Origin of the sequence: Campylobacter porcelli (assembly GCF_002139855.1) — a bacterium.
GTDB classification, from domain to species: domain Bacteria; phylum Campylobacterota; class Campylobacteria; order Campylobacterales; family Campylobacteraceae; genus Campylobacter; species Campylobacter porcelli.
This window is the reverse complement of record NZ_CP018789.1, coordinates 690588-713437: the sequence shown is the minus strand read 5'-3', so window position 1 is coordinate 713437 and position 22850 is coordinate 690588. Positions and strand designations below refer to the sequence as shown.

Sequence of the window (22850 nt, the reverse complement as noted above, 5' to 3'; positions counted from 1 at the left end):
CCAACCTTTAAGATAATATTTTAAGCGCCTCTTTAATCAAAGATGGCGTATCGCTACTGGTGCATTTAGATAGAGCTGCACTTATTTTATCTCGTTTAAAGCCTAAGCTCTCAAGCGCCATAAAGGCTTCACTACTAATACTATTTGAGCCACTTATATCGCCTAATTTAGCATCGCTTAGCTGAGCTATTAGAGTTCTAGCACTCTTTGGGCCTATTCCTGGGACACGCTTTAGCACTCCATCATCACCATTTATAATAGCTGAGCTAAACTCCTCTGGGCTTAGAGATGAACAAACCGCCATAGCCGTAGAAACCCCAATGCCATTAACCTTTAAAAGCAATTCAAAAATCCTTTGCTCACTCTCATTTAAAAATCCATATAGCAAATTCGCATCTTCTCTAATAATTTGGGTGATAAGCAACTCGACATTATCGCCTTTATTTAATGAAGTGCTAGTAAATAGCGATATATTTACTGCGTATGTGATACCGCTACACTTAATGTGTATATTTGTTGGTTCCTTTTTAGTTATTAATCCCTCAATTGCCCTTATCATAGCTCATTTGACCTTTTTATCTCATATCCATTTATACCAGCCTTTAGCGTCATAACCCTTGCTATCTCATTCTCTTTAGTGCTATATGATATATCAATTGGCGGCTCGATTAATTTAAATTTAATCTCATTTAGCTCAGTCCAGCGATCTCTATTTATGATTTTAGCATCAAAGATTATACTCTCCATACTAATTAACTCATCTTTTAAGGTAGCTAACTCTATCTGTTTTGAATTTATGCGTTTTAAAATTTGATTATAATCAGCTACTAATCCTTGGAAATCTTTTAATTTATTTAAAAACGCAGCTGGTGGGGTAATACCCTCTTGTCTCATCTCTAATAATCTATTTTTTATCATATTTATAGAGTTTTTATTACTCTCTATAACATTCTTTTTATACTCTAGATCTTTTGGCAATACCTTTAGCTCATCTTCTAAGGCTTGGATTTTTTTATGATGTTTGGTTACTTCGCCATTTTGATCTAATATACTACTTACATCTACTATTAATCTATTATTATCGCCCTTTAGCTCATCTATGCTTATTAAGGTTGAAGCTCTTATAACTGAATTTGAGTGAAGAGTTTTTATATATATCTCATCAGCTTCTATATCGCCACCTAAAACACAACCTATATACGCCTTTTTCGCCTTTATCTTACCACCTTCTAATCTATCTATATGAGCTTCATCGCACTCCAAATAACCCATATGTAATGATATATTCGCATCTTGTGTATAGATTTTTGATTGGGCGTGAGTATTACCCTCTATTACTACGCTTTTAGCTTTGATTACTGCATCTTTAGCGACATTACCAATAGCTCTAACCTCGCTAGTTTCAACCTTCATACCACTACCAATAGCATCACTTAAATAATCACTCTCTTTAATATTTATCTTAACATCAGAATCCAAGCTTGTAGTAATCGAGCCAGTAGATTTTAAATTTACAGACCCTACATCTATCTCCTCTTTTATATCATATTTATTACCCTCTTCAATTACATAGCCACTTTTAAGAGCTATATATTTGATATGATCTTCGCTCTCTTCTGCTTTGATATTTTGACTTACTATTATTTGATTCTCTTCAGTGTTTTTAGGAGCTTCTACTGGGATAATATCCCCTTTTAAGCTACGCCCACAAGAGCCAATAGTAGGCTTAATATACTCCATTATCAAATCACCCTCTATAACACCACTTAAAAATCCCCTATCAATATCTCTTCTACCCTTTTTTTTATCATCATTATTGCTATCATCATTATTATTTTTATAATAAACTAGCAATTTACCATCCATAGATAGCACTGGATCAATGCCAGTAGCTACGACAATAGTCTCTGATTTTTCTATCATCTCATTTATTCTTAAAATTGAGGTTAGCCTAGATACTCTCTTTTTAAAATCTTTACATCTTAAATCGATTAAAAATCCAGCCTTAAGCATTTTTTTATAAATTGTATTTATCAGCTCTTTTTCAAATGTCGGAGTATATTTAACTGAGGTGTCTTCTTTTATCGTTGCTACTACCTTTGTGGAGTATTTATTTGCTCCTAGAGTTATTTTTGGAAGGTAGGGTCTAATATCTTCTCTAGTATCATAAAATTTAACCTTATAACTTTGCATAATGGATAAATTCTCATCTAAGAAAAACTCATCATCATCAAAAATAGACACATCTTCTGCTAGAGCAAACTCGGCTTGTTGATTATTTTTATAACTAGTAAATATCTCTAAAATATCAAAATCCAAATACTCTGGCGGTACCCCCATACTCTTAGAAACCGCATCAATATCTTGATATGGATTTTTGCTGTCTTCTACCATCTATAAACCTTCTTACAGATTTTAAAATAAACTTAATCGCAAAATTATATCTAAAAAAGATAAAACGGCTTTTAAGCCTAATTATATTATACTTCGCACAATCTAATTTTTGGAGCAAAATTTGAAACAAAAGCTAATCTTAATCGGTGCTTCTACTGGTGGTCCTGGTCATTTAAAGAAGTTGCTATCTGGTATAAGCTTACCATCAAATGTCTCTGTAGTTATAGCTCAACATATGAATAAAAACTTTGTTGGTTCATTTGCTAATGGGTTGGCTCAAGAGTTAAGATCAGGCGTAGAGCTACTAAATAATAAAATAACATTACAAAATAAAATTTATATTTGTGAGCAAAATAGCATAATGCTAAATCATCAGCTTTTAACGGCAAATATAGATCAAAGCGGAGTTACAACCACATATAACCCAAATGTAAATATGCTATTTAACTCCGCTGTGCCACTATGTAGGATCGTTGATGTGATGGGAATTTTGCTTACTGGTATAGGCGATGATGGAGCTAGTGGATTAAATGAATTATATAAAGCTGGAGCTAAATGCATAGCAGAAAACGAACAATCAGCCATAGTCTATGGAATGCCAAAAAGAGCTAAAGATATAAATCCAAAATTAGAAATTGGCAATTTAGATATGATTAAAACAAATTTACAAAGGTTTATTGTATGAGAGAATTTGAGTGTAGCAGTAATGATATTTTAGAATTTATTGAACTAGCTAAAAGATTTAGCGGAAATGACCTAATAAGCAAAAAAGATATAGTTAAAAATAAAATAGCTAGTTTTGCTAAAAATAAAAATATAGATAGTATGAAAGATATATGTAGCAAATTTCAATTTGATAGAGCTTTAAGACAGGAAATTTTAAATTTAATTACAATAAATGAGACATATTTTATGCGTGAGTTAAATCAGCTAAACTCTGCCATTCAATATGCTAATAACATTAGTATCGGCACAAATAGCGTTAAAATTTTATGTGCTCCATGTAGTAGCGGTGAAGAAGTCTATTCTCTTGGAATTTTATCTAAAATTATAGGAATAGATAGGTATAAATTAAAAATTATCGGGATAGATATCAACTCGCAAATGATCCAAAAATGTAAAGAGGGCGTGTATAATGAGCGATCTGTTAAAAATTTAAGGCAATCGCAAAAAGAGATATACTTCAAAAAATATGAAAATGAGTATCAAATCAAACAAGATCTAATGCCGATGATAGAGTTTAAAACCATTAATATATTTGATGATTCTCTATTTTCTCTTGGGCAATTTGATGTGATTTTATCTAGAAATATGATGATATACTTTGATGAGAATTATCGACTTTTAACTATAGAGAGATTTGCTAAAATCCTAAAGCCATATGGTAGAATTTACTTTGGTAATGCTGATTTGGTACCTTATTGCGATCTATATAATAAAGTAGTTGATCTATCTAGTACATATTATGAAAGAGTATAGTGTCTATATACATAAAGGTAGTAAAATGCCCCAAACAAAAATATCATCGCCATCAAAAATGTAATCATAGCTAGACTCACACCACTTTCATATAAAAGTCCAACCACAAAAGATATGGTAGCAGATATAAAATAATACACCATATCTTTATAAGCTATAACCCTACCATAAAATCTCTTATCGCAATTATTTTGTAACATTGTAAATGTATATGACCACAAAGTAGAGGTACAAAATCCAGCCGCCACAAGCCCTATAAGCCCCAAATAGTAATTAAACTGCAAAATAGCCCACAGCCCAATCCCCAAAAATTCACCAATAAATAGCCATATGAGCGTTTTGTCATTTGTAAATTTACTCAAAACCATAGGACCAACAACCAAAGAAAACGCCCTTGTCATATTCATAAATCCAATTATCAATGATATACTCATAATCTCCTTATACTCATATTTTGCCATAAGGGCGATTAAATTATCATAGGCTGTGACCCCTACAAATGAGTGTAGCAATATTATATGTATTAATACTGGATTTGATCTAATATACCTTAACCCCTCAATCATCATTTTTAAGATATTTTGAGTGGTGGTTTTTATGATTTGTGGTGCTTTTAAACGAGTTAAAATCAGCATACCAAAGATATATAGCCCAAAATCAAACAAAAATGACGCCTTAATCCCAAAATAGTGGATAAAAATCCCAGCTAACCCCATTCCAGCAGTATATGAGACAGCCCAGATGATGGAGTGAATTTCATTTGCTAATTTTAGATTTTTCCTACTCATTAAATTTGGCAGCAGACTCATCTCAGTTTGAAAATATACAACCCCTACCCCCATACGCACAAAAATAATTATAAAAAGCAACCAAAGCAAAGAAATATCATCTATAAAAAGTAGCATAAAAACGGTAATAGTCTCTATTAATAGCATTATCATCATTAAATTTTTAGGGTTAAATCTATCTACAATCACGCCATTTATAGGGGCTAAAAGCACATTTGGGATAAAGGCCATCGCAGCAGCTAAGGTAATAGCCCACACAGGAGCTGACATCTGTATCAAAAGGGTAAAAATCCCAGTATGAGAAAACCACATTCCAAAATAACATATAAATTGTATAGAGCTTAAAATTCTCAAATTTGGCTTATAACAAAGCAATGCGTAATACTTTTTCACAACTAACCTAATGCTAAATTTAAAGCCAAAATTATAGCTAAATTTATATAAATAAGCTTGAATTTTGCCACTTTTTGATACAATATCGCCTAAAAATTTAAGGAATTTTCGTGAGTAGATTAAGCGTTGATGAGGCTTTAAACCTTATCAAAAATGGAGATTTAAGAGAGCTTGGAGAGATGGCAAGCGCTAAAAAATTAGAGCTTCACCCTGATAAAATCACAACTTTTATAGTAGATAGAAATATCAATTACACTAACACATGTTGGGTAGATTGTAAATTTTGTGCGTTTTATAAGCATGTTAATGAAGATGAGGCTTACTTGCTTAGCTTTGATGAGATTAATAAGAAGATTGATGAGCTAATAGAGATTGGCGGGACGCAAATTCTCTTCCAAGGTGGCGTCCATCCAAAACTCAAAATCGATTGGTATGAAAAATTAGTCTCTCATATCGCCACAAAATACCCAAATATCGATATTCACGGCTTTTCTGCTGTGGAGATAGACTATATAGCTAGAGTTTCTAAAATTTCAATTAGCGAGGTCTTATCTAGGCTTAAAAAGGCTGGATTATATAGCATTCCTGGTGCTGGAGCTGAGATATTAAGCGATAGAGTTCGCGATATAATCTCACCTAAGAAGTGCTCTAGCGATACTTGGCTAGAGGTACATAAAGAGGCTCATAAAATTGGGGTAAAAAGCACGGCTACAATGATGTTTGGCACAATTGAGAGCGATGAGGAGATAGTAGAGCATTTAGATAAAATTCGCAATCTCCAAGATGAAACTAGCGGATTTAGAGCTTTTATTTTATGGAGTTTTCAATCAGCTAATACAAAACTAATCCAAGAGATACCAAATATCAAAAAGCAATCTCCAAATAGATATTTAAGACTACTAGCAGTATCAAGGCTATTTTTAGATAATTTTGCTAATATCCAAAGTAGCTGGGTAACCCAAGGCTCATATATAGGACAATTAGCGCTTAAATTTGGTGCTAATGACCTAGGTAGCACTATGATGGAAGAAAATGTAGTCAAAGCCGCCGGTGCAAGCTATAGAATGAGCCAAGATCAAATGATAGAGCTAATCAAAGATATAGGCGAATTCCCAGCTAAACGAAATACAAATTACGATATTTTACAAAGATTTTAATTTGTGGCTCTCATCGCCACAAATCCCTTAAAATTTATGTGGATTTCCACCATTTTAGGTTATCAAAATGAAATTAAAATAGAGATTAATTACTAATCCTATCTAATTAGTAGAAATTTCAGCTGGTTTTACTAAGCCTTTTTTTAGCTTTCTTACTAGAAATCTCGATGGATTTAAGGCGTGTAATATCGATTTTTTAACACAAATTTGACGCCCCAAAACCATATCAAGCAAGATATTAGCACCCATAATTGCCGTGCTAAGCCCCCTTGAGCCATGAGCTGCACTGATTAAAATATTTGGGTGATAGATCGGATCTTGATGGGTTAGTTTGCCCTTTGTCCATAGAAGTGAGCTATAAATTTGCATATATCTACTCGCATTATGAACTCCGCCAATTATAGGAAATCTATCGCCACTATAGCCTCTAAATCCAACATTTGAGCCAATTATATCTATATCTTTTCTATCGATAAATTCACTCACTAAAGCCAAATTCCCATCATCATCGCTACTTCTAGGCAAGGCATACTCATCGCCTCTAGCATAGCTAGCACCAATTAGCTGGATTTTATCTACTGCTTTGGTTATATACCCTCTAGCACTAAGTGGTCTATCAAGCTTGATAAACTCACTAACTAATGTAGTCTGCCCTCGAACACTGCTAAGTTGCATATATGGGTCATTAAACTCACCTAAAAAAAGCTCCCTTACCCTATTACCATTAGCAAAAATCACTAAATCCGCTTTAATAATATTTAAATTATTAAATTTAACCTCATAGCTACCATTTTGATATTTAAGGGATTTATACTCATAGCCATAGCAAATATTTAGCTTGCTAGCTAGGCTTTGAGAAAGATTTTTAGGCATAATTTGCATAGCAAGATCGATATTTGCCCTAGGATATATATCATTAAAAATGGTAAAAAACTCGCTTTTATGGTTAAATTTAGCCGCCATTTTATCACTTATCAAATACTCATCACAACCGCAAAAATCTACAAATTCACCACCAAATCTCTTATAAAACTGCCTTGATAATAAAAATGAGCTAATATGCATATCGCCTAAAATCACTCCAGGCTGAGTAATCAGTGGCGCACAAACACCAGCTAAATTTGAGCTAGCACCTTGAGCTGAGCTACTAGCACTCTCAGCCACAATGACTTCAAATCCAGCTTTGCTAAATAACGTAGCGATGGATAATCCAGCAATACCAGCACCAACTACCAAAACGCTTTTTGGCTTAACTATCTTTGGCGGCTCAAACCAAATTTCCCTTTTAACCCTACTCTTTGGCGTTACACAAATGGCTTGTAGCATCTCTCGCTTTTTATGATAGCCCTTAATCTTGCTAACTTCAAATCCATTTTGACTAAGTCTATCACGCACCACCCTAGCGCAGCTAAAGCTTCTAATAACCGCATTTTCACTAGAGTAAGCGGCTAAATTTGATAAAAACTCTTCGCTCCACATTTGGGGATTTTTACTTGGAGCAAATCCATCTAAATACCAAATATCAGCCCTAAACTCGCACTCATCTAAAAACTCCAAAATATCGCCAAAATATAGATCAACAATAATGGTTGAATTTAGCAAATATATACGCAAAAGCGAATTTTTGACAATATAATAACTATCTAAAAACTCATCATAAATATCGCCACCAAGCCCAAGCTCTCTATATATAGTAGTTAGCTCATTCTTGCTAAATGGATACTTCTCAACTGCGATATAGTGAAGGCTTTTTTTGTTTAGGGTTTTGAATTTTTCAATAGTGCAAAAGAGATTTAGCCCCGTGCCAAATCCAGCCTCAGCTACTACTATTTCATCATTATCAATCTGCTCCAAAGCACTACTATAAGAGTATTGGCACTCCTTAAGCGGCTCATAAGTATTAAAGTATATATCATCAAATTTAGAGCTATAAAGCGTATTATTGATATACTCAATCATTGATTTTTCGCAAAATAATCATCAATTCCATTTGCTATCCCAAGAGCAATTTTGTTAGTGTAGTTTTTATCCGATAGCAATTTATGGTCATTTGTATGGGTTATATATCCAGCTTCTATCAATACAGCAGGCATCAAAGCCCCCACCAAAACCCAAAATGGCGCCTCTCTTACCCCGCCATCTACTACTTTAAATTTAGATTTGACCGCACCTAAGAGATTGGATTGAACATCAATAGCAAGCTTATTAGAAGCGATAATCTTCTCTCGGTTTAAAAAATTTAGATAACTAATTTTGGTAAAATAGTTCATCTCATCGGTATCAGCTTTATTCTCTAAATTTGCAGCTTGCATGCTTCGCTCACTTCTAGTTGGACTTAAAAAATAGGTCTCAATGCCTTGCATCTCTTTAGCTTTTTTCTCATTTGGGGCGGCATTTGCGTGGATTGAGATGAATATATCAGCTTTTTTCTCATTAGCAAAGCTTGTGCGATTTCTAAGATTTATAAATTTATCGCTACTTCTTGTATAATACACCTTATAACCACGATTTTTTAAGATCCTTCCAGCCTCTAAGGCTATATTTAAAACAACATTTTTCTCATATAATTTATTTTTACCTACAGCTCCAGCGTCCTTACCGCCATGTCCAGCATCTAAAACTACAATCTTATTTTTACCTGAATTTGTCTTTATGGTGGCTTTTTGAGCGTTATCGCTTTTTTGTGTAGATTTTTTTGTGGTGGTGGCTTTTTGCGTAGTTGATTTTGTGGTGAAATTTGAATTTTTAGCTGATTTTAGGGTAAAAATCACACTATTACCGCTTAATTTATACTCAATATCTTGCGATTTATCATCAGTGAAAACAACCCTAACTATCTCTTTATTAAACTGAGCTATTCTGATTTGATCTGAGATTTGATCCTTTTTATTCTTATAACTTGTAGTTAATACTCCATTAAAATCAAATATTTTGCGATATGTTTTATTCTGATTAAGCTGTGATGATTTGATATTTAAATCACTACTATTACTATTTAAATTCAAAATAAAAGTGGTTTTAGAAGATGATATAGATAGGACTTTATAGGTTATATCACCGCTTTTATCTTTTTGATTATTTTTTTGATTATTCTTGCTCTCTTTAATGCTATTTTTAGTGGCGATTTTTGGCTTTAGACTATCTTTGATTGCGGTATTTTGGGCTTGTATGCTACTTAGCTCCTTAGCATAAACGCTATAATCTACCTTAAGAATCTTCCCGCCACTAACTAATCTTTTTAAGCTCTCTAATTTTAATTTGTCATTATCATTTAATATAGAACTAAGATATACGCCCTTTAACTCGTGATAAATTTGAACTTTATCTTGCTTATTTGCCTTAGTAAATTTATTATCAAAATCATCAAACACACCACCAAAGGCAAAAATAACAAGAATAAATGGCAATAAAAGCTTAACTATTTTCCCCATAAACCAACTTTTTTATAAGCTCTTTAACGCTAATTATCTCATTTAATCTATACCCATTTGCCCCACTGAAAAATAGCCCAGTCTCCTTATTACCGCTTACTGCGTCATATAGCCTATCAGCGATACAATATCCAACTTGCTTAGCCTCTTTGCCTCTTTGACATGGGGCTACGCAGTTGCTTATACATTGGATTTTTGGTCCAGCTTTTTTATCTACTAAATCAAGCAAATTTGTCTGAATTCCACGAGCTGGGTATCCAACTGGGCTTTTAATAAGCCTAATATCCTCTTTTTTAGCAGCGAGTAATACCTCTTTAAATCCATCCGCAGCATCACACTCATAGGTTCCTATAAATCTAGTTCCCATCTGAACGCCACTTGCTCCAAGATTAATAACCTTAGCAATATCATCATGATCCCAGATCCCACCAGCTGCTACTACTGGAATTTGCTCTTTTTTTATATCAGCCCATCTAGTTGCCTCATCAACTACTGGCTTAATCAAATTCTCAAGCTGATAATTTGGATCTAGGCACTGCTCATATGTAAATCCTTGATGTCCCCCACTAAGTGGCCCTTCTAGCACAACCGCATCAGGTAGTCTATTGTAGCGATCATACCACCTTTTACAAATTATTTTTAGAGCTTTAGCAGAGCTTATAATTGGCACCAAAGCTACATCAGCAAACCCCTTGGTAAGCTCAGGTAAATTTGTAGGAAGTCCAGCCCCTGAAATTATGATATTTATACCATGCTCACAAGCATCTTTTACAATCCTAGCATAATCATTACTAGCACACATTATATTTGCCGCTAGCGGTCTATCGCCACAAATTTTACGAGCATTATCGATTATAGCTTTAAACCCCTCTCTAGAGTAGAAATTCACACTATCATATGGCTTTGAATTTAACTCTTTGGTGATATGAGCTCTATGCTCATAATACCCAGTGCCAACAGAGCTTATAACGCCCAAACCGCCATTTAAGCTTACATTACCAGCTAATTTATTCCAGCTTATACCAAGACCCATACCACCTTGAATTATGGGATATTTGATTACATATTTTCCGATCTTTAAACTCTTTAATTCCATTATTTTACCTCTAATCTAGCATAAGCTTTTTTACCAACTTGTAATACATACTCACCCTTAGAAAGTCTAAGCTGTTCATCGCTAATCTTAGCTTGATTGATGCTTACAGCATTTGCCTTAATGTGGCGACGAGCATCTGAATTTGACCCAACTAACTTACATAAACTAAGTGCTTCTACTATCCAAATATCATCAGCATTAATCTCAAATTTAGCCATATCGCTTGGCAATTCGCCCTTAGCATGAACTCTATTAAACTCCTTCATAGCTTCCATAGCTGCTTCTTTAGTGTTAAATCTAGCTGCTAACTCTAGAGCTAAATTCTCCTTAGCAACCTTAGGGTGTAAAGCTCCACTTTTTACATCACTTTTAAGCTTATCAATCTCATCGATACTTAAGCTACTAAGTAGCTCATACCAAACCCACATAAGATCATCGCTAATGCTTAAAGTTTTAGCAAAAATATCACTGGCTGATTCAGTAACACCAATATAATTACCAAGACTCTTACTCATCTTATTAACCCCATCAAGACCCACAAGAAGTGGCATCATAATGATAGCTTGCTCTTTGCCGATATTATATGTTCTACCAAGAGTTCTGCCCATTAAGAGATTAAATTTTTGATCCGTTCCACCCATCTCTATATCGCACTTCATCGCTACGCTATCATATCCTTGTAATAATGGATACAAAAACTCGCTAATAGCAATTGGAGTCTCAGCCTTATATCGTTTAGTAAAATCATCACGCTCAAGCATTCTAGCTACATTAAATGTGCTAGCAAGTGCGATCAATCCATCAGCTCCAAGATTATTTAGCCAAGCTGAATTAAACATAACTTCAGTCTTGCTCTCATCTAAAATTTTAAATACCTGCTCTTTATAGGTTTTAGCATTTTGAGCTATAACCTCATCGCTTAAAATCTTTCTAGTAGCACTCTTGCCAGTTGGATCTCCAATTTTAGCAGTAAAATCACCTATCAAAAACTGCACGATACCGCCGTGCTCTTGGAGCAATCTCATCTTATTTAGCACCACTGTATGACCTAAGTGAAGATCTGGAGCTGTAGGGTCAAATCCAGCTTTGATATAGAAATTTTTGCCATTTTCATAGTAGTTTTTGACTAATTTCTCAATACACTCATAATCAATTATCTCAGCAGTTCCACGCCTAATTTCACTCATAATTTTAGCTATCATAATCTTCCTTAATTTTTATATGCATCACTTAGTGAGCTAAATTCAGCTATCTTATAGCGATCTTTTAGCTTATCTTTAATCACTGAACTATCTAAATTATCACTAAGCTCTATTACCACATCAAAATAATCAGCCGCTATCAAATCATCACTTTCACTAAGCGTAATAGTAACCAAATCGACATTTAGCTTAGCCAAATAGGTTAAAAATTCAGCCAAACTTCCCCTTTTATTTTCAATGCTTAAAATAACCTTATATCTATGTGGAGCATTTCTTGTCCATTTGACAAAGATCATCTCCTCTTTATCGCTCATCAACTTAGCAGCTCTTTCACATAGCTTATGATGAACTGTAACATTACTACCATTTCTAAATCCTATAATATCATCGCCCCGTTTTGGATTACAACAATAATCAAAATCCACACTCTTAATAGCGAAATTTGAATATACCACTATATTGTCAAATTTCTGCTTTTTAATCTCGTGTTTATCGCCAAATTTAAGTGAAAATAGCTTATCTTTTTTAGAGTGCGTATCTAGAATTTGAACAACCTCTTTTAGATATACAGAATCTGTAGCAATCTTAGAAATCTTCTTACTTAATCCTTCTTTTTCTAACCAATCTAAAATTCTATCATTGCTAACATTAAATATAGCAGATAATATATCAATAGATACTTGATAGTTTATATCCCTTAATTTTTGACGACAAAAGCTTCTAATAGTAGCTCTAGCCTTACCAGTTTTAACGCTATCAAGCCAGCTACAACGATATTTAGCCTCATCGCCTGTAATAATGCGAACTATATCTCCATTTTTTAGCTCGGTTAATAAAGGGACTTTTATCCTATTTATATAAGCCTCTTTAGCATGAAGACCAACTTCAGAGTGAATTTCATAGGCATAATCCAAAGCCGTAGCACCCCTAGGAAGTGTAAATATCCCACCTTTTGGTGAATATACTGCAATATCTTCTACATACAAGCTATCTTTGGCATACTCATATAGTTCTTCAATGCTTTTATCATCGCTCTCTTGAGCTTTAATATCACTTAGCCAATCTAGCTTAGGAGAGACCAAGCCACCACTTTTATACTTCCAGTGAGCTGCTACGCCATACTCTGCTGTCTTATGCATATCAAATGAGCGAATTTGAGCTTCGATAATAGTTTTATCATCAAAGATTGTTGTGTGGATAGTTTGATATCCATTTTGCTTTGGCAAGGCTATATAATCTTTAAATCTCGATATTAATGGGTTAAAATTCATATGTATAATCCCAAGTGCTAAGTAGCAATCCTTTGGATTATGGACTAAAATTCTAACGGCTAAAAGATCCAAAACCTCTTCTAAGCTTATACCCTTTCTTTGCATTTTTAAATATATTGAGTAGTAGTGCTTAATGCGTTTTTGCATCATAAAGCTATCTTCAGAAAAGCCATTTGCCAAAAGCTTTTCGCTCACCTTTTGGCTAAATGAATTTATCTTTAGTTGTAACTGCTGCTTATGCTCATTGATATATGACTCAATCCCAGCATACTCTTTAGGCATAACATACTTAAAGCTTAAATCCTCTAAGATATTTTTAATAGATGAGATACCAAGCCTATGGGCAATTGGAGCATAAACCACTAGGGTCTCTTCTGAAATTCTCTTTTGCTTTTCTGGTCTTAAGACATCTAAGGTTAGCATATTATGTAATCTATCACAAAGCTTGATAATCAAAACTCTCACATCTTCTATAGATACTAAAAGCATCTTTCTAAATGTCAAAGCTGAAGCTGCTAACTTCTCATTAGAACTGGAGCTAATAAGCTCATTTTCTCTAATTGCCACAATCTTCGTAAGACCACGCACAAGCACCGCAACCTCTTCACCAAACTCAAATTGCAACTCCTCTTCAGTGCATTCAGTATCCTCTACCACATCATGGAGTAAAGCGGCAATAAGCATACTCTCATCGCCACCCATATGTGCTACAAATGAACATACCAAAATAGGATGAATGGAGTATGGCTCACCACTTTTTCTAAACTGCCCATCATGCAATCTAACGCAGTAATCAACAGCCTTTAAAAGCATTCCAGTTGGCTTAGCCACAGAGTATAAAACATCTTTTGCCGATTCTATGCTTTTAGCACAGACAACATCATCAATAAGCTGCTCTAAGAGCTGCTCGCTATCTATTTGATTCAACTATTCCCTCTAAAGCAATTTTACCATAAGCTATCTCTAAAAGCGCAATATCAGTATATTTCATCTTTTGTGTGTTTATATCTACTAAAATTTGCGCCCCATTTGCTAAAGCTTCAGCTCTTTTAGCCACTAAAAGTGCTAATTTATATCTATCATCGCCCACAGCTTCTAAAGCCTTAGCCGCTATCTCTTCTATTCTCATTATCTTCCTTTCTTATAAATTCTTAACTATCGAGCAGTTAGTATAATCTCCGTTTGCAATTTTCAATAAATTACCATCTTCAAACATATTACAAACTATAATTGGTAAAGAGTTATCCTTAGCTAAAGCAATAGCAGTATCATCCATAACCTTGATATTATCCTCCATAGCTCTTTCATAACTTAGCTCATTTAGGAGTTTTGCGTCATTAAATTTCATCGGATCCTTATCATATACGCCATTTACCTTTGTAGCTTTGATAATCATATCTGCATTTATCTCAATTGCTCTTAAAGTCGCAGCAGTATCAGTAGTAAAAAATGGATTTCCCGTCCCAGCAGCAAATATCACAACCCTTTTTTTCTCCAAATGTCTTTGAGCCCTACCTGTAATAAATGTCTCACAAATAGCCTCCATCTTAATTGCGCTTTGGACTCTTACATCAAGCCCAGAGTGCTCCAAAGCTTCACGCATAGCAATAGCGTTAATCACAGTAGCTAGCATACCCATATGATCACCACTAGTTCTTTTAATGATACCGCCCTCAGCAGCACTCACACCACGAATTATATTGCCACCACCAATTACAATGCCAACTTCGATGCCATTATTAACTAGCGACTTAATCTCCCCAGCAATATATCTTAAAATATGAGAATCAATCCCAAATCCATTACCGCCAGCTAGTGCTTCCCCAGAAAATTTAACTAAAATTCGCTTATTCTTACTCATTGCTATCTCCATAAAATTTGGCAATTATATCTAAAACAAATTAAAAAACGCATTAATTAATAATCAAATTTAAATCCATCAATTCATAGCGATCAGCTCTAGCGGATTTATGTGATAATTTTTCTGTGTTACTTCAAATGTCAAATCTTGCTTAACTCGTCCAATTACATAGCCTTTTTTGACCTTTTGACCTACCTTAATCGTAGGAGCGATCTTATCAAGATGTGCGTAAATAGTATGAATTCCATTACCATTTTCTACTATTACAACCTTATCAAGCACAGGTGTTTGCTTAGCAAAAACTATAGTCCCAGCTAATACATTTTTAACCCTAGCATCAGTAGTAGCTGAGCGTAATACAACAGATTCATTAAAAATTTTAATATTATAAACTGGATCTATATAATCGCCAAATTTCTGTTTAACGCTAAATTTATCCAAAGGCGCAATAGTTTTAGCCCCATTATATCTCTTTACATTTCCAGCTTGATAGCTTGAGCCTATCATTCTGACATCATCGCTTTTAGCTGTAGTTTGCTCTTTGGCTTGTTTTTTAGGCTCCTCTTTTGGTTTTGCGGCTAAAATTTGTAAATTCTCAAGCGTCTTTCTCATCTCATCTTGTTGCTTTTTAATATCATTTAACTTCTTAGAGTAGATATTTTTATCTTGATTTAAAATCTCTAACTCTCTTTTTTGCTTATTTTGCAAGGATTTGAGCGAAGCTTGTTTTTGGCGAAATTCTCTAAGGTCAAATTTTATAGATTCTATCTTTTTTGATTGTGATTTTATAAGATTAGTTGTCTCTTCGTAATCTTGAGCTAATTTTTTAAACTCACTACTCATCACGCTATTTAAATTTAGCAAAATTTCAGTAGCGATAATGCTATCTTGGCTCTCTGAATAATCATTTGGCACGACAAGATCATAAGCAAAATCCTCGCTAATAATCTTTACCATCCTAAGCTCCATATCTTTTTGACTCTTAATAAGCTCCCCATTTTGGCTTGTAAGCTTATCAAGCTCGATATTTGCACTATGAGCACTATCTTCTAAGGCTTTAACTTGCTGCGATAGCTCACTAATTTGCTTAGCGGTATTCTCTACAGCCTTATTACCAGCGATAATATCGATAGCTAACTCTTCTAGTTTTTTATTTATCTGATTTTCTAATTTTTTAGCTGAGCTTATGCTATCTTTTTGATCTTTAATCTTTTGTGAGACATTTGAGGCAAAAATAGCATTAAAAAATAGAGCAATAAGTAGTAAAAATCGCATTATCTACGCCTTGAAAACATCATAACCAAGCTAACTGCAACAATAGAAACCACAACTGATGCACCAAATAAAATTGCCGCATCACTTAGCAAATCTAAATTTGGCTGGTCAAATCCAATGGCAAAAATCGCACTTTTAAAGCTTGGAAGTGCTGGAAAAATAGCATAAAAGATCACAACAAGAGTAGTGGCTATAATGCTATCTACAATTGCAAGTTTGTAAAGCATAGCTGATTTTAGCCAATATGGCGCACCAAAAAGCGTCATAATCTCAACTCTCCTACGATGCTCATAAAGCCAAATTCTCATCTGCTTAAATACCAAAACAAGCCCCAAAAGCCCAACCAAAATAGCAAAATACCCAGCTAGGCTTTTAGATAAAATTAGCATATTATAGACTTGATCGTGCGTTTTAGAAAATGTCTCTACTCGCTTTATGCCTTGGATTTTAACTAAATTTGTCTTTATATCCATCATAGTTTCCTTAGATGGAAATTTAGTCAATTTAAGGGAGTAAAATCTTGGTAAAACGCTCTTTAATACGGATATATTTTTAGCTGATATATCATTTTTAAGATGATTTAAAACCAAATTCGCATCAAGCGTAGAAAGTGAAGCAAATGTCGGTATAACCGGAATTAGCATATTATCATTTAACTCCACTTCTGATACAACTACTATATTATAATCATTTGCCATTTTTAGCTCATAATCACTCACAAATTTACCAAGCATTAAGCTAAATTCAATAGCAAAAAGCAAGATAAGAAGTGGGAAAATAACGCTGATATGACTCTTAAATGATCTCATTTATCTCTCCATTAGATAGCTCAAAATGGCGATAGTGCATTCTTAAGCCTGAAGGGATCTTATGTGTAACAACCACCACGCAAGTCCCAAGCCCCTCTTTTGCTGAGCGAAGGAGCGACCAGATAACATCGCTTGAATACTCATCCAAGCTCCCAGTAGGCTCATCGCATAAAAGAAGTTGAGGATTGTGTGCTAAGGCTCTTGCCATCGCTACTCTTTGCTGTTCTCCACCGCTTAGCTCAAGTGGAAATTTATCAGCTTTATGAAGTAAATTTACATGATTTAATAGCTTTGCAGCCTGTTTTTTACACACGCTTTGATTGTAGCCTTTGATTATTAGCGGTAGCATCACATTTCGCTCTACATTCCACTCATTTATAAGTCTAAAATCTTGAAATATTATCCCAACCCTTTGGCGAAGAAGTGCTAAAGCAGATCTACTAATACCCTTTAGCTCACTCAAACAGACATTTAAGCTACCCCCGCTAATACTCATATCCCCATACATTGAGCGAATTAAGGTGGATTTGCCACTACCACTTTTACCAGTTATAAACACAAAATCATTTACATTTATATTAAAACTAGCACCATTTATAACCTTAAAGCTTTTATCATACTCTAAAACCAAATCTCTAGCTTCTACAATGTGACGCATCTTAGCATATCCTCTAAATTCTTATGAGCTTTGATATTTTCTATGGTTAGTAATGGCTTTTTAAATAGATATGAGATACTATCTTTTGTTATTATTAAATATCTATGCTCGGGTCTATAAAATGAGCCAAATGCCACCCTTAATAAAATAGATCCATCACAAAGCGTATAAATTCGCTCTAAATGTATAAAATGATCGCTATTTTTGATAGTTTTATTGGTAAAATTTGATTTTATCTGCTCCAAATTTGGCCTATCAAACTCAAATTCACACTCTAAATTTAGCTCATCACTACTACCATAAAATAAGTAGATCACATCATAAATATCCTTATTTTGCCTTATCCATCTATCTTCATATTTGCTTGATATTTCTAAAAATCTATTTTTATATATCTGTATATTTGAAATTTGTAAATCCATAAAGCAACTAATGGTATAATCGCTATACTCTCTGTCATCACTTCTTAGCTCAAATTTGCCACCATCTTTTAATATACGCTTAGTCTCCATAGCAAATTGTTCGCTTACTACTCGTCTCATCTTACTCTTTGTCCATGGCACTGGAAAGTGTAAAAATAGCCTATCAATGCTATTTGACTTTAATAAGCTCATCACAAGTCTAGCATCTAAATTTAGCAATAAAATATTATTTAACCCATTAATTCTAGCTAAATTTTCTACTTGCATACAAGCTGGTTTATACACCTCTATACCGATTATTAGCGTATTTGGGTTCTCTTTAGCTTGATATAGTAGATGCCTACCACTACCAAATCCAATCTCTACAAAAATACTCTTATACTCACAACCATCTAATCTGCTTAAAAGCTCATCGCTGCTTATTATATACTGATTATAACTGCTATTTTTAGACTCTTTTAATGCTATAGCCTGACTAATAACATCAGTAGCAAATAGATCTTTATATGCTATTAATGCCTTTTGTATAGCCTTAAGATTGGCTGGTCTTGAGAGTTTATCGCACTTAATTACATATTTGTCGCCGCTATTTTTTACCACAAGGCAAAATTCACAATCTAAAGCTTTAGTATATACTAACTTCTCATCGCCATTTATAGCCTCCCAGATAAACTCCACCCCATCCAATGATACTGGAAGTTTAATATCTTTTAAATTCTTAGCTAAAAAATTTGGCATTATTTAGTTATCACCACTGCTTTTTGACTATATTTAGACTCTAAGCCAAACTCATCTATGGCTTGAATTTTATATGTATATTCTACGCCTCTTCTAACTTCAAAATCGCTATAAGTTTGAGAATTTATATCATAAATTATATTCTCGCCTTCACTGCTTGATTTTGTAATTTTGTATTTTACAGCTCTTAAATCACTACCTTGATTCCAGCTAAGCTCCACAGATGAGCCATTAAATCCAGCTGAGCTAAATAGCGGCTCTTTAGGGGCTGGAAGAGTTGAGCCGACTACTGCGTTATTTTGGCGTGGGCTTTCTAAGCCATCACTATCTACAGCTGTAACCTTATAATAATAATTCACCCCATTATCATTAATCAAATCCTCATATGCCGTATCTAAAGTGGTAGCGATCTTTGTCATAGGAAATATATCATTTGTAGCGCGGTAAATAGCATAGTGATTAAAATCATCATTTGAATTTGGATCCCAAGTCAAAATAATTTTTTTAGGTAAATTCACACTAGCACTTAAATTCATAACCATATTTGGTAACGCCTTTGTCTGTGCATCTACTACCTTACTAGGAGCTGATATGATACCGCTATAGGTTTTGACTGAAATTCTATATCTATAATTCTGCCCTGGCTCAACGCTATTATCTATATATTCGACATTTAACCTGCCATTTATACGAGCTACTTCGTGCCAACTATCGCTAGATAGTGAGCTTTTTTCTAATATATATGAAGCCACCCTAAGGTCTGGATGGGGGCGCCATAAAACTTTTATCTTATTTGGCAAACCATAAAGAGCTTGAATAAATGTAACTGACTCTATAAGAGGCTGAGTTGTAGCACTGATTCTTTGTCCTTGTGCTGAGATATTGCCTAGCTCATTATATGTCCTAAGCTCATATAGATACTCAGTTGATGGAGCTAACGCACTATCTACATAGTGGGTGGTGAATTTATCATCAAGCTTAGCTATTACATTTAATTGATGATTATCATTTGGATTTGAGCGATATAGATAGTATCCACTGATATTTGCATCTGCCATCAATGGCCACTCAAAAGCAATCTCAGTCATATCGCTAATAGTTTTTAGCTCATTTACTATAGGCAAATTCGGATCTATCTGCGTTGTTTTATTCGTAACACACCCAGCAAGAAATATCCCTAAAAACATCATACAAAACACCAATACTCTCATCTACTATCTCCTTATTAAATTCCTTACCAATACGCTCATAAAATTCATTAGGCAAAGGGGCTTTAAATTCCATAATTTGACCACTTCTAGGATGAATTAATCTCAAAATATATGCGTGTAAAAAAATTCTGCCTATTTTATCATTATTGCTCTTAAAACCATATAAATCATCTCCTAAAATATGACGATTTATACTTGCTAAATGCACCCTAATCTGATGAGTTCGCCCAGTAAATAGCTTCGCAGCAATCAAATTTACCATCTTATTTTCGCTTGTTAAAATATTAGCAAATGCTGATTTAGAAGGTTTTGCACCACTTATTACGGCATTTTTTAATCTATTTTGCATATGCCTACCAATTGGTCTATTTATAATACAATTTTCCTTAAGAGGCAAATCACAAAGTGCTAAATAAATTCTACCCATATCTCTACTGCTTAATTGAGAGCTTAAATTTGCGTGAGATTCATTATTTTTAGCCACTACCATCACTCCGCTAGTGCCTTTATCTAGCCTATGGACTATTCCAGCACGCTCTTGAGAGGCTAAATTTGAAAGCGTGTAGCCATTTTGCTTTAGCCACTCTACAAGCGTGGCTTCTTTGACGCTTGGAGCTGGATGGACTATGATATTAATTGGCTTATTAATTACCAAAATATCATCATCTTCATATATGATTTCTATATCAAACTCAGCTTTAAATTCGCTTTGAATTTGAGTGATTTTAGCTTGATTTATCGTGATTTTATCGCCTAAATTTAGATTAAATCCAGCTTTTTTTACCACCTTATCATTTACGCTTACATTTGCGCTTTTGATTAAATTTATCACTTGATTTCGTGAAATATTAAGATAAGATGTCAGCTCTTGGTCTAGCCTTGCGATATTTGTAGATATAAATTCAGTCAATATTAACCCTTTTTTGGCTAGAATTTTAGCCAAATTTTGCTTAGGTTTGAATTTTGATACTATTAGATAAGAGAATCTTAACACATTTTGACTATGTTCAACCAGCACTTATTTTGCCAATCATATTTCTTTCATATAGCCTAATAAACGAAGCTAGCGATATGCTCTCAGCTAAGATGGTGGCATATTTGATAATTGGCTTTGGGGCGTTTTTGTTATTTTTTTTATTACCAATTCGCAAACTTGAGTGGCTCATCCCTAGCGTATATTGGATAAATATAATTTTGCTACTAAGCGTAGAATTGGTCGGCGTTAGCAAGCTTGGAGCACAAAGGTGGATTGAAATTCCATTTATCAACTTTACAATCCAGCCAAGCGAGATTATGAAACCTGCTTTTGTCTTAATGCTTGCTTATATCATCAAAAAAACTCCACCAGATGATGAAGGCTATAATCTTAAGCAATTTATCAAAATTAGCTTTTACATACTGCTTCCATTTGTTTTAATATTAAAAGAGCCAGATTTAGGCACGGCACTTATGCTATTAATCACTGGATATGGAGTGCTATTTATAATCGGAGTAAATCGCAAAATTTGGATTAGCATAGCCCTTTTAATCGGGATTTGTTCGCCAATATTATACGAAAATTTACACGATTATCAAAAAAAGAGAATAGCTGATTTCATAAGCGAAAAGCCAAGTTATCAAGTAAGACAGAGCATTATCGCAATCGGAAATGGCGGAATAACTGGTAAAAGCGTAGATGAAGCAACTCAAACTAAATTTAAATTCCTACCAATTGCTACAAGCGATTTCATATTTGCTTATACGGTTGAGAGATATGGATTTATCGGTGGTGCTGGGCTTATTATGCTATATGGGTTTTTGATTGTCCATCTTTTGAGCTTAAATTACAAGCTTAAAGATGAATATTTCATCAAAGTCGCAGTAAGCGCTGTGGCGCTTTTGATATTTATATATGTTAGTATCAATATCTTTATGACTATAGGTTTTGCGCCTGTTGTAGGGATTCCACTTCCATTTTATAGCTATGGCGGAAGTAGCTTTATCACATTTATGTGTCTTTTTGGAATTTTGCAAAATCTATTAACATTTAGATTTGATAAAACAAATAGATTTGTTAAGATTAATTTTTAGTCAATCCCAAAATCTCTTTTCTTATCTCATCTTTGGTTAAATTTGAGATCTCTTTATAAAATTTCCCATCTTTTTGAAATAGATAGAGTGAAGAGCTATGAGCCACGCTATAATCCATAGCTGAATTTTGTAAATTTACAATCTTATATCTAGCGTTATAATTCTCTACTACCCTTTTTAACTCATCATCTTTCATCTTTAAACATACTGAATTTGAATAAAAATATTTAGCAAATTCATCGCACTCCTTTTCGCTATCTCTTTGTAAATCAAGAGTAACAAACAGAACTTTAATCCTATCATTTAACCCCATTTCATCGATTACTGATGAGAGAATAGTAAAAGTAGAAGGGCAAATATCAGGGCAGAATGTATAGCCAAAATATAAAATTTTATACTCATCTTTAAAGCTTGTTATATTCACAGCTCCAAGCGTACTATTTGCGTCAAAATTATATTTGGCAATTTTTAGTCTATTATCTACCAAAATATACGCACCAAGTGCTAATACAATTAACAAAACAGCATACGCCAATCTTTTCATAAGTGCTCCTAAAATTTGCTTAATCAAAATTTCCTTGCAAAGATTAAATTT

The 22850-nt window shown here is 34.0% G+C and carries 21 protein-coding genes; 4 read left to right on the top strand and 17 right to left on the bottom strand.

What is annotated here, in order from left to right; genetic code table 11:
• Positions 1–7: 7 nt before the first annotated feature.
• A complete protein-coding gene (ruvA, locus tag CSUIS_RS03585) occupies positions 8–559 on the bottom strand; it encodes a Holliday junction branch migration protein RuvA (protein WP_086297161.1) in 552 nt (183 codons plus the stop codon).
• Entirely contained in the window at positions 556–2394 is a 1839-nt protein-coding gene (locus CSUIS_RS03580; protein ID WP_086297158.1) for a flagellar assembly protein A, read from the bottom strand. Before CSUIS_RS03580 ends, ruvA begins: the two co-directional genes overlap by 4 nt.
• 121 nt (positions 2395–2515) lie before the next feature.
• Here CSUIS_RS03580 and CSUIS_RS03575 point away from each other — a divergent pair, with 121 nt between their 5' ends.
• Together CSUIS_RS03575 and CSUIS_RS03570 are read left to right on the top strand one after the other, a co-directional pair.
• Positions 2516–3079, top strand: coding sequence for a CheB methylesterase domain-containing protein (locus CSUIS_RS03575; protein WP_086297155.1), 564 nt, complete (start codon positions 2516–2518; stop codon positions 3077–3079).
• Positions 3076–3873 (top strand): CheR family methyltransferase, encoded by a 798-nt coding sequence (locus CSUIS_RS03570; protein ID WP_086236823.1) that lies wholly within the window; start codon positions 3076–3078, stop codon positions 3871–3873. Before CSUIS_RS03575 ends, CSUIS_RS03570 begins: the two co-directional genes overlap by 4 nt.
• Here the strand turns inward: CSUIS_RS03570 and CSUIS_RS03565 are convergent.
• Positions 3858–5054, bottom strand: coding sequence for an MFS transporter (locus CSUIS_RS03565; protein WP_086297152.1), 1197 nt, complete (start codon positions 5052–5054; stop codon positions 3858–3860). The two genes, CSUIS_RS03570 and CSUIS_RS03565, sit on opposite strands and share 16 nt — an antisense overlap.
• Positions 5055–5164: 110 nt before the next feature.
• Here CSUIS_RS03565 and CSUIS_RS03560 point away from each other — a divergent pair, with 110 nt between their 5' ends.
• The gene (locus tag CSUIS_RS03560; protein ID WP_086297149.1) at positions 5165–6211 is read left to right on the top strand and encodes a dehypoxanthine futalosine cyclase; all 1047 of its coding nucleotides are present in this window, start codon (positions 5165–5167) and stop codon (positions 6209–6211) included.
• A gap of 102 nt (positions 6212–6313) precedes the next feature.
• Here CSUIS_RS03560 and mnmC read toward each other — a convergent pair whose 3' ends face one another.
• The 13 genes from mnmC to CSUIS_RS03495 all read right to left on the bottom strand — a co-directional run bounded on the left by mnmC (position 6314) and on the right by CSUIS_RS03495 (position 21095).
• On the bottom strand, positions 6314–8170 hold the full coding sequence (mnmC, locus tag CSUIS_RS03555) for a bifunctional tRNA (5-methylaminomethyl-2-thiouridine)(34)-methyltransferase MnmC2/FAD-dependent 5-carboxymethylaminomethyl-2-thiouridine(34) oxidoreductase MnmC1 (protein ID WP_086297146.1): 1857 nt from the start codon (positions 8168–8170) through the stop codon (positions 6314–6316).
• Positions 8167–9642 carry an N-acetylmuramoyl-L-alanine amidase family protein gene (locus CSUIS_RS03550; RefSeq protein ID WP_086297143.1) on the bottom strand — a complete coding sequence of 492 codons (1476 nt, stop codon included), beginning with the start codon at positions 9640–9642 and terminating at the stop codon, positions 8167–8169. Before CSUIS_RS03550 ends, mnmC begins: the two co-directional genes overlap by 4 nt.
• Positions 9626–10738: a nitronate monooxygenase gene (locus CSUIS_RS03545; protein WP_086236828.1), complete on the bottom strand. Its 1113-nt coding sequence runs from the start codon at positions 10736–10738 to the stop codon at positions 9626–9628. Before CSUIS_RS03545 ends, CSUIS_RS03550 begins: the two co-directional genes overlap by 17 nt.
• Complete coding sequence (gene tyrS, locus CSUIS_RS03540; RefSeq protein WP_236860798.1) at positions 10738–11943, bottom strand: tyrosine--tRNA ligase; 1206 nt, start codon at positions 11941–11943, stop codon at positions 10738–10740. The genes CSUIS_RS03545 and tyrS overlap by 1 nt, the downstream gene beginning before the upstream one ends.
• A 5-nt stretch (positions 11944–11948) precedes the next feature.
• Positions 11949–14138, bottom strand: a complete 2190-nt coding sequence (locus CSUIS_RS03535; RefSeq protein WP_086297137.1) for a RelA/SpoT family protein — start codon at positions 14136–14138, stop codon at positions 11949–11951.
• The gene (locus tag CSUIS_RS03530) at positions 14122–14340 is read right to left on the bottom strand and encodes a DNA-directed RNA polymerase subunit omega (protein ID WP_086236831.1); all 219 of its coding nucleotides are present in this window, start codon (positions 14338–14340) and stop codon (positions 14122–14124) included. The genes CSUIS_RS03535 and CSUIS_RS03530 overlap by 17 nt, the downstream gene beginning before the upstream one ends.
• Positions 14341–14352: 12 nt before the next feature.
• Positions 14353–15072 (bottom strand): UMP kinase, encoded by a 720-nt coding sequence (gene pyrH, locus CSUIS_RS03525; RefSeq protein WP_086236832.1) that lies wholly within the window; start codon positions 15070–15072, stop codon positions 14353–14355.
• Between the two features lie 78 nt (positions 15073–15150).
• Entirely contained in the window at positions 15151–16347 is a 1197-nt protein-coding gene (locus CSUIS_RS03520) for a murein hydrolase activator EnvC family protein (protein WP_180379360.1), read from the bottom strand.
• Positions 16347–17156: an FtsX-like permease family protein gene (locus tag CSUIS_RS03515; protein WP_192940214.1), complete on the bottom strand. Its 810-nt coding sequence runs from the start codon at positions 17154–17156 to the stop codon at positions 16347–16349. The genes CSUIS_RS03520 and CSUIS_RS03515 overlap by 1 nt, the downstream gene beginning before the upstream one ends.
• A complete protein-coding gene (locus tag CSUIS_RS03510; RefSeq protein WP_086297135.1) occupies positions 17143–17814 on the bottom strand; it encodes a cell division ATP-binding protein FtsE in 672 nt (223 codons plus the stop codon). Before CSUIS_RS03510 ends, CSUIS_RS03515 begins: the two co-directional genes overlap by 14 nt.
• Positions 17799–18974: a tRNA (guanosine(46)-N7)-methyltransferase TrmB gene (gene trmB / locus CSUIS_RS03505; protein WP_086297133.1), complete on the bottom strand. Its 1176-nt coding sequence runs from the start codon at positions 18972–18974 to the stop codon at positions 17799–17801. Before trmB ends, CSUIS_RS03510 begins: the two co-directional genes overlap by 16 nt.
• A complete protein-coding gene (locus tag CSUIS_RS03500) occupies positions 18974–20185 on the bottom strand; it encodes a fibronectin type III domain-containing protein (protein ID WP_086297131.1) in 1212 nt (403 codons plus the stop codon). The genes trmB and CSUIS_RS03500 overlap by 1 nt, the downstream gene beginning before the upstream one ends.
• Positions 20121–21095, bottom strand: a complete 975-nt coding sequence (locus CSUIS_RS03495) for an RluA family pseudouridine synthase (protein ID WP_086297127.1) — start codon at positions 21093–21095, stop codon at positions 20121–20123. The genes CSUIS_RS03500 and CSUIS_RS03495 overlap by 65 nt, the downstream gene beginning before the upstream one ends.
• Positions 21096–21148: 53 nt before the next feature.
• On the opposite strand from CSUIS_RS03495, the gene CSUIS_RS03490 reads away from it, so the two are divergent.
• The gene (locus CSUIS_RS03490) at positions 21149–22255 is read left to right on the top strand and encodes an FtsW/RodA/SpoVE family cell cycle protein (protein WP_086236836.1); all 1107 of its coding nucleotides are present in this window, start codon (positions 21149–21151) and stop codon (positions 22253–22255) included.
• Here the strand turns inward: CSUIS_RS03490 and CSUIS_RS03485 are convergent.
• Positions 22245–22799 (bottom strand): SCO family protein, encoded by a 555-nt coding sequence (locus tag CSUIS_RS03485; protein ID WP_086297123.1) that lies wholly within the window; start codon positions 22797–22799, stop codon positions 22245–22247. The genes CSUIS_RS03490 and CSUIS_RS03485 overlap by 11 nt on opposite strands.
• Positions 22800–22850 lie beyond the last annotated feature (51 nt).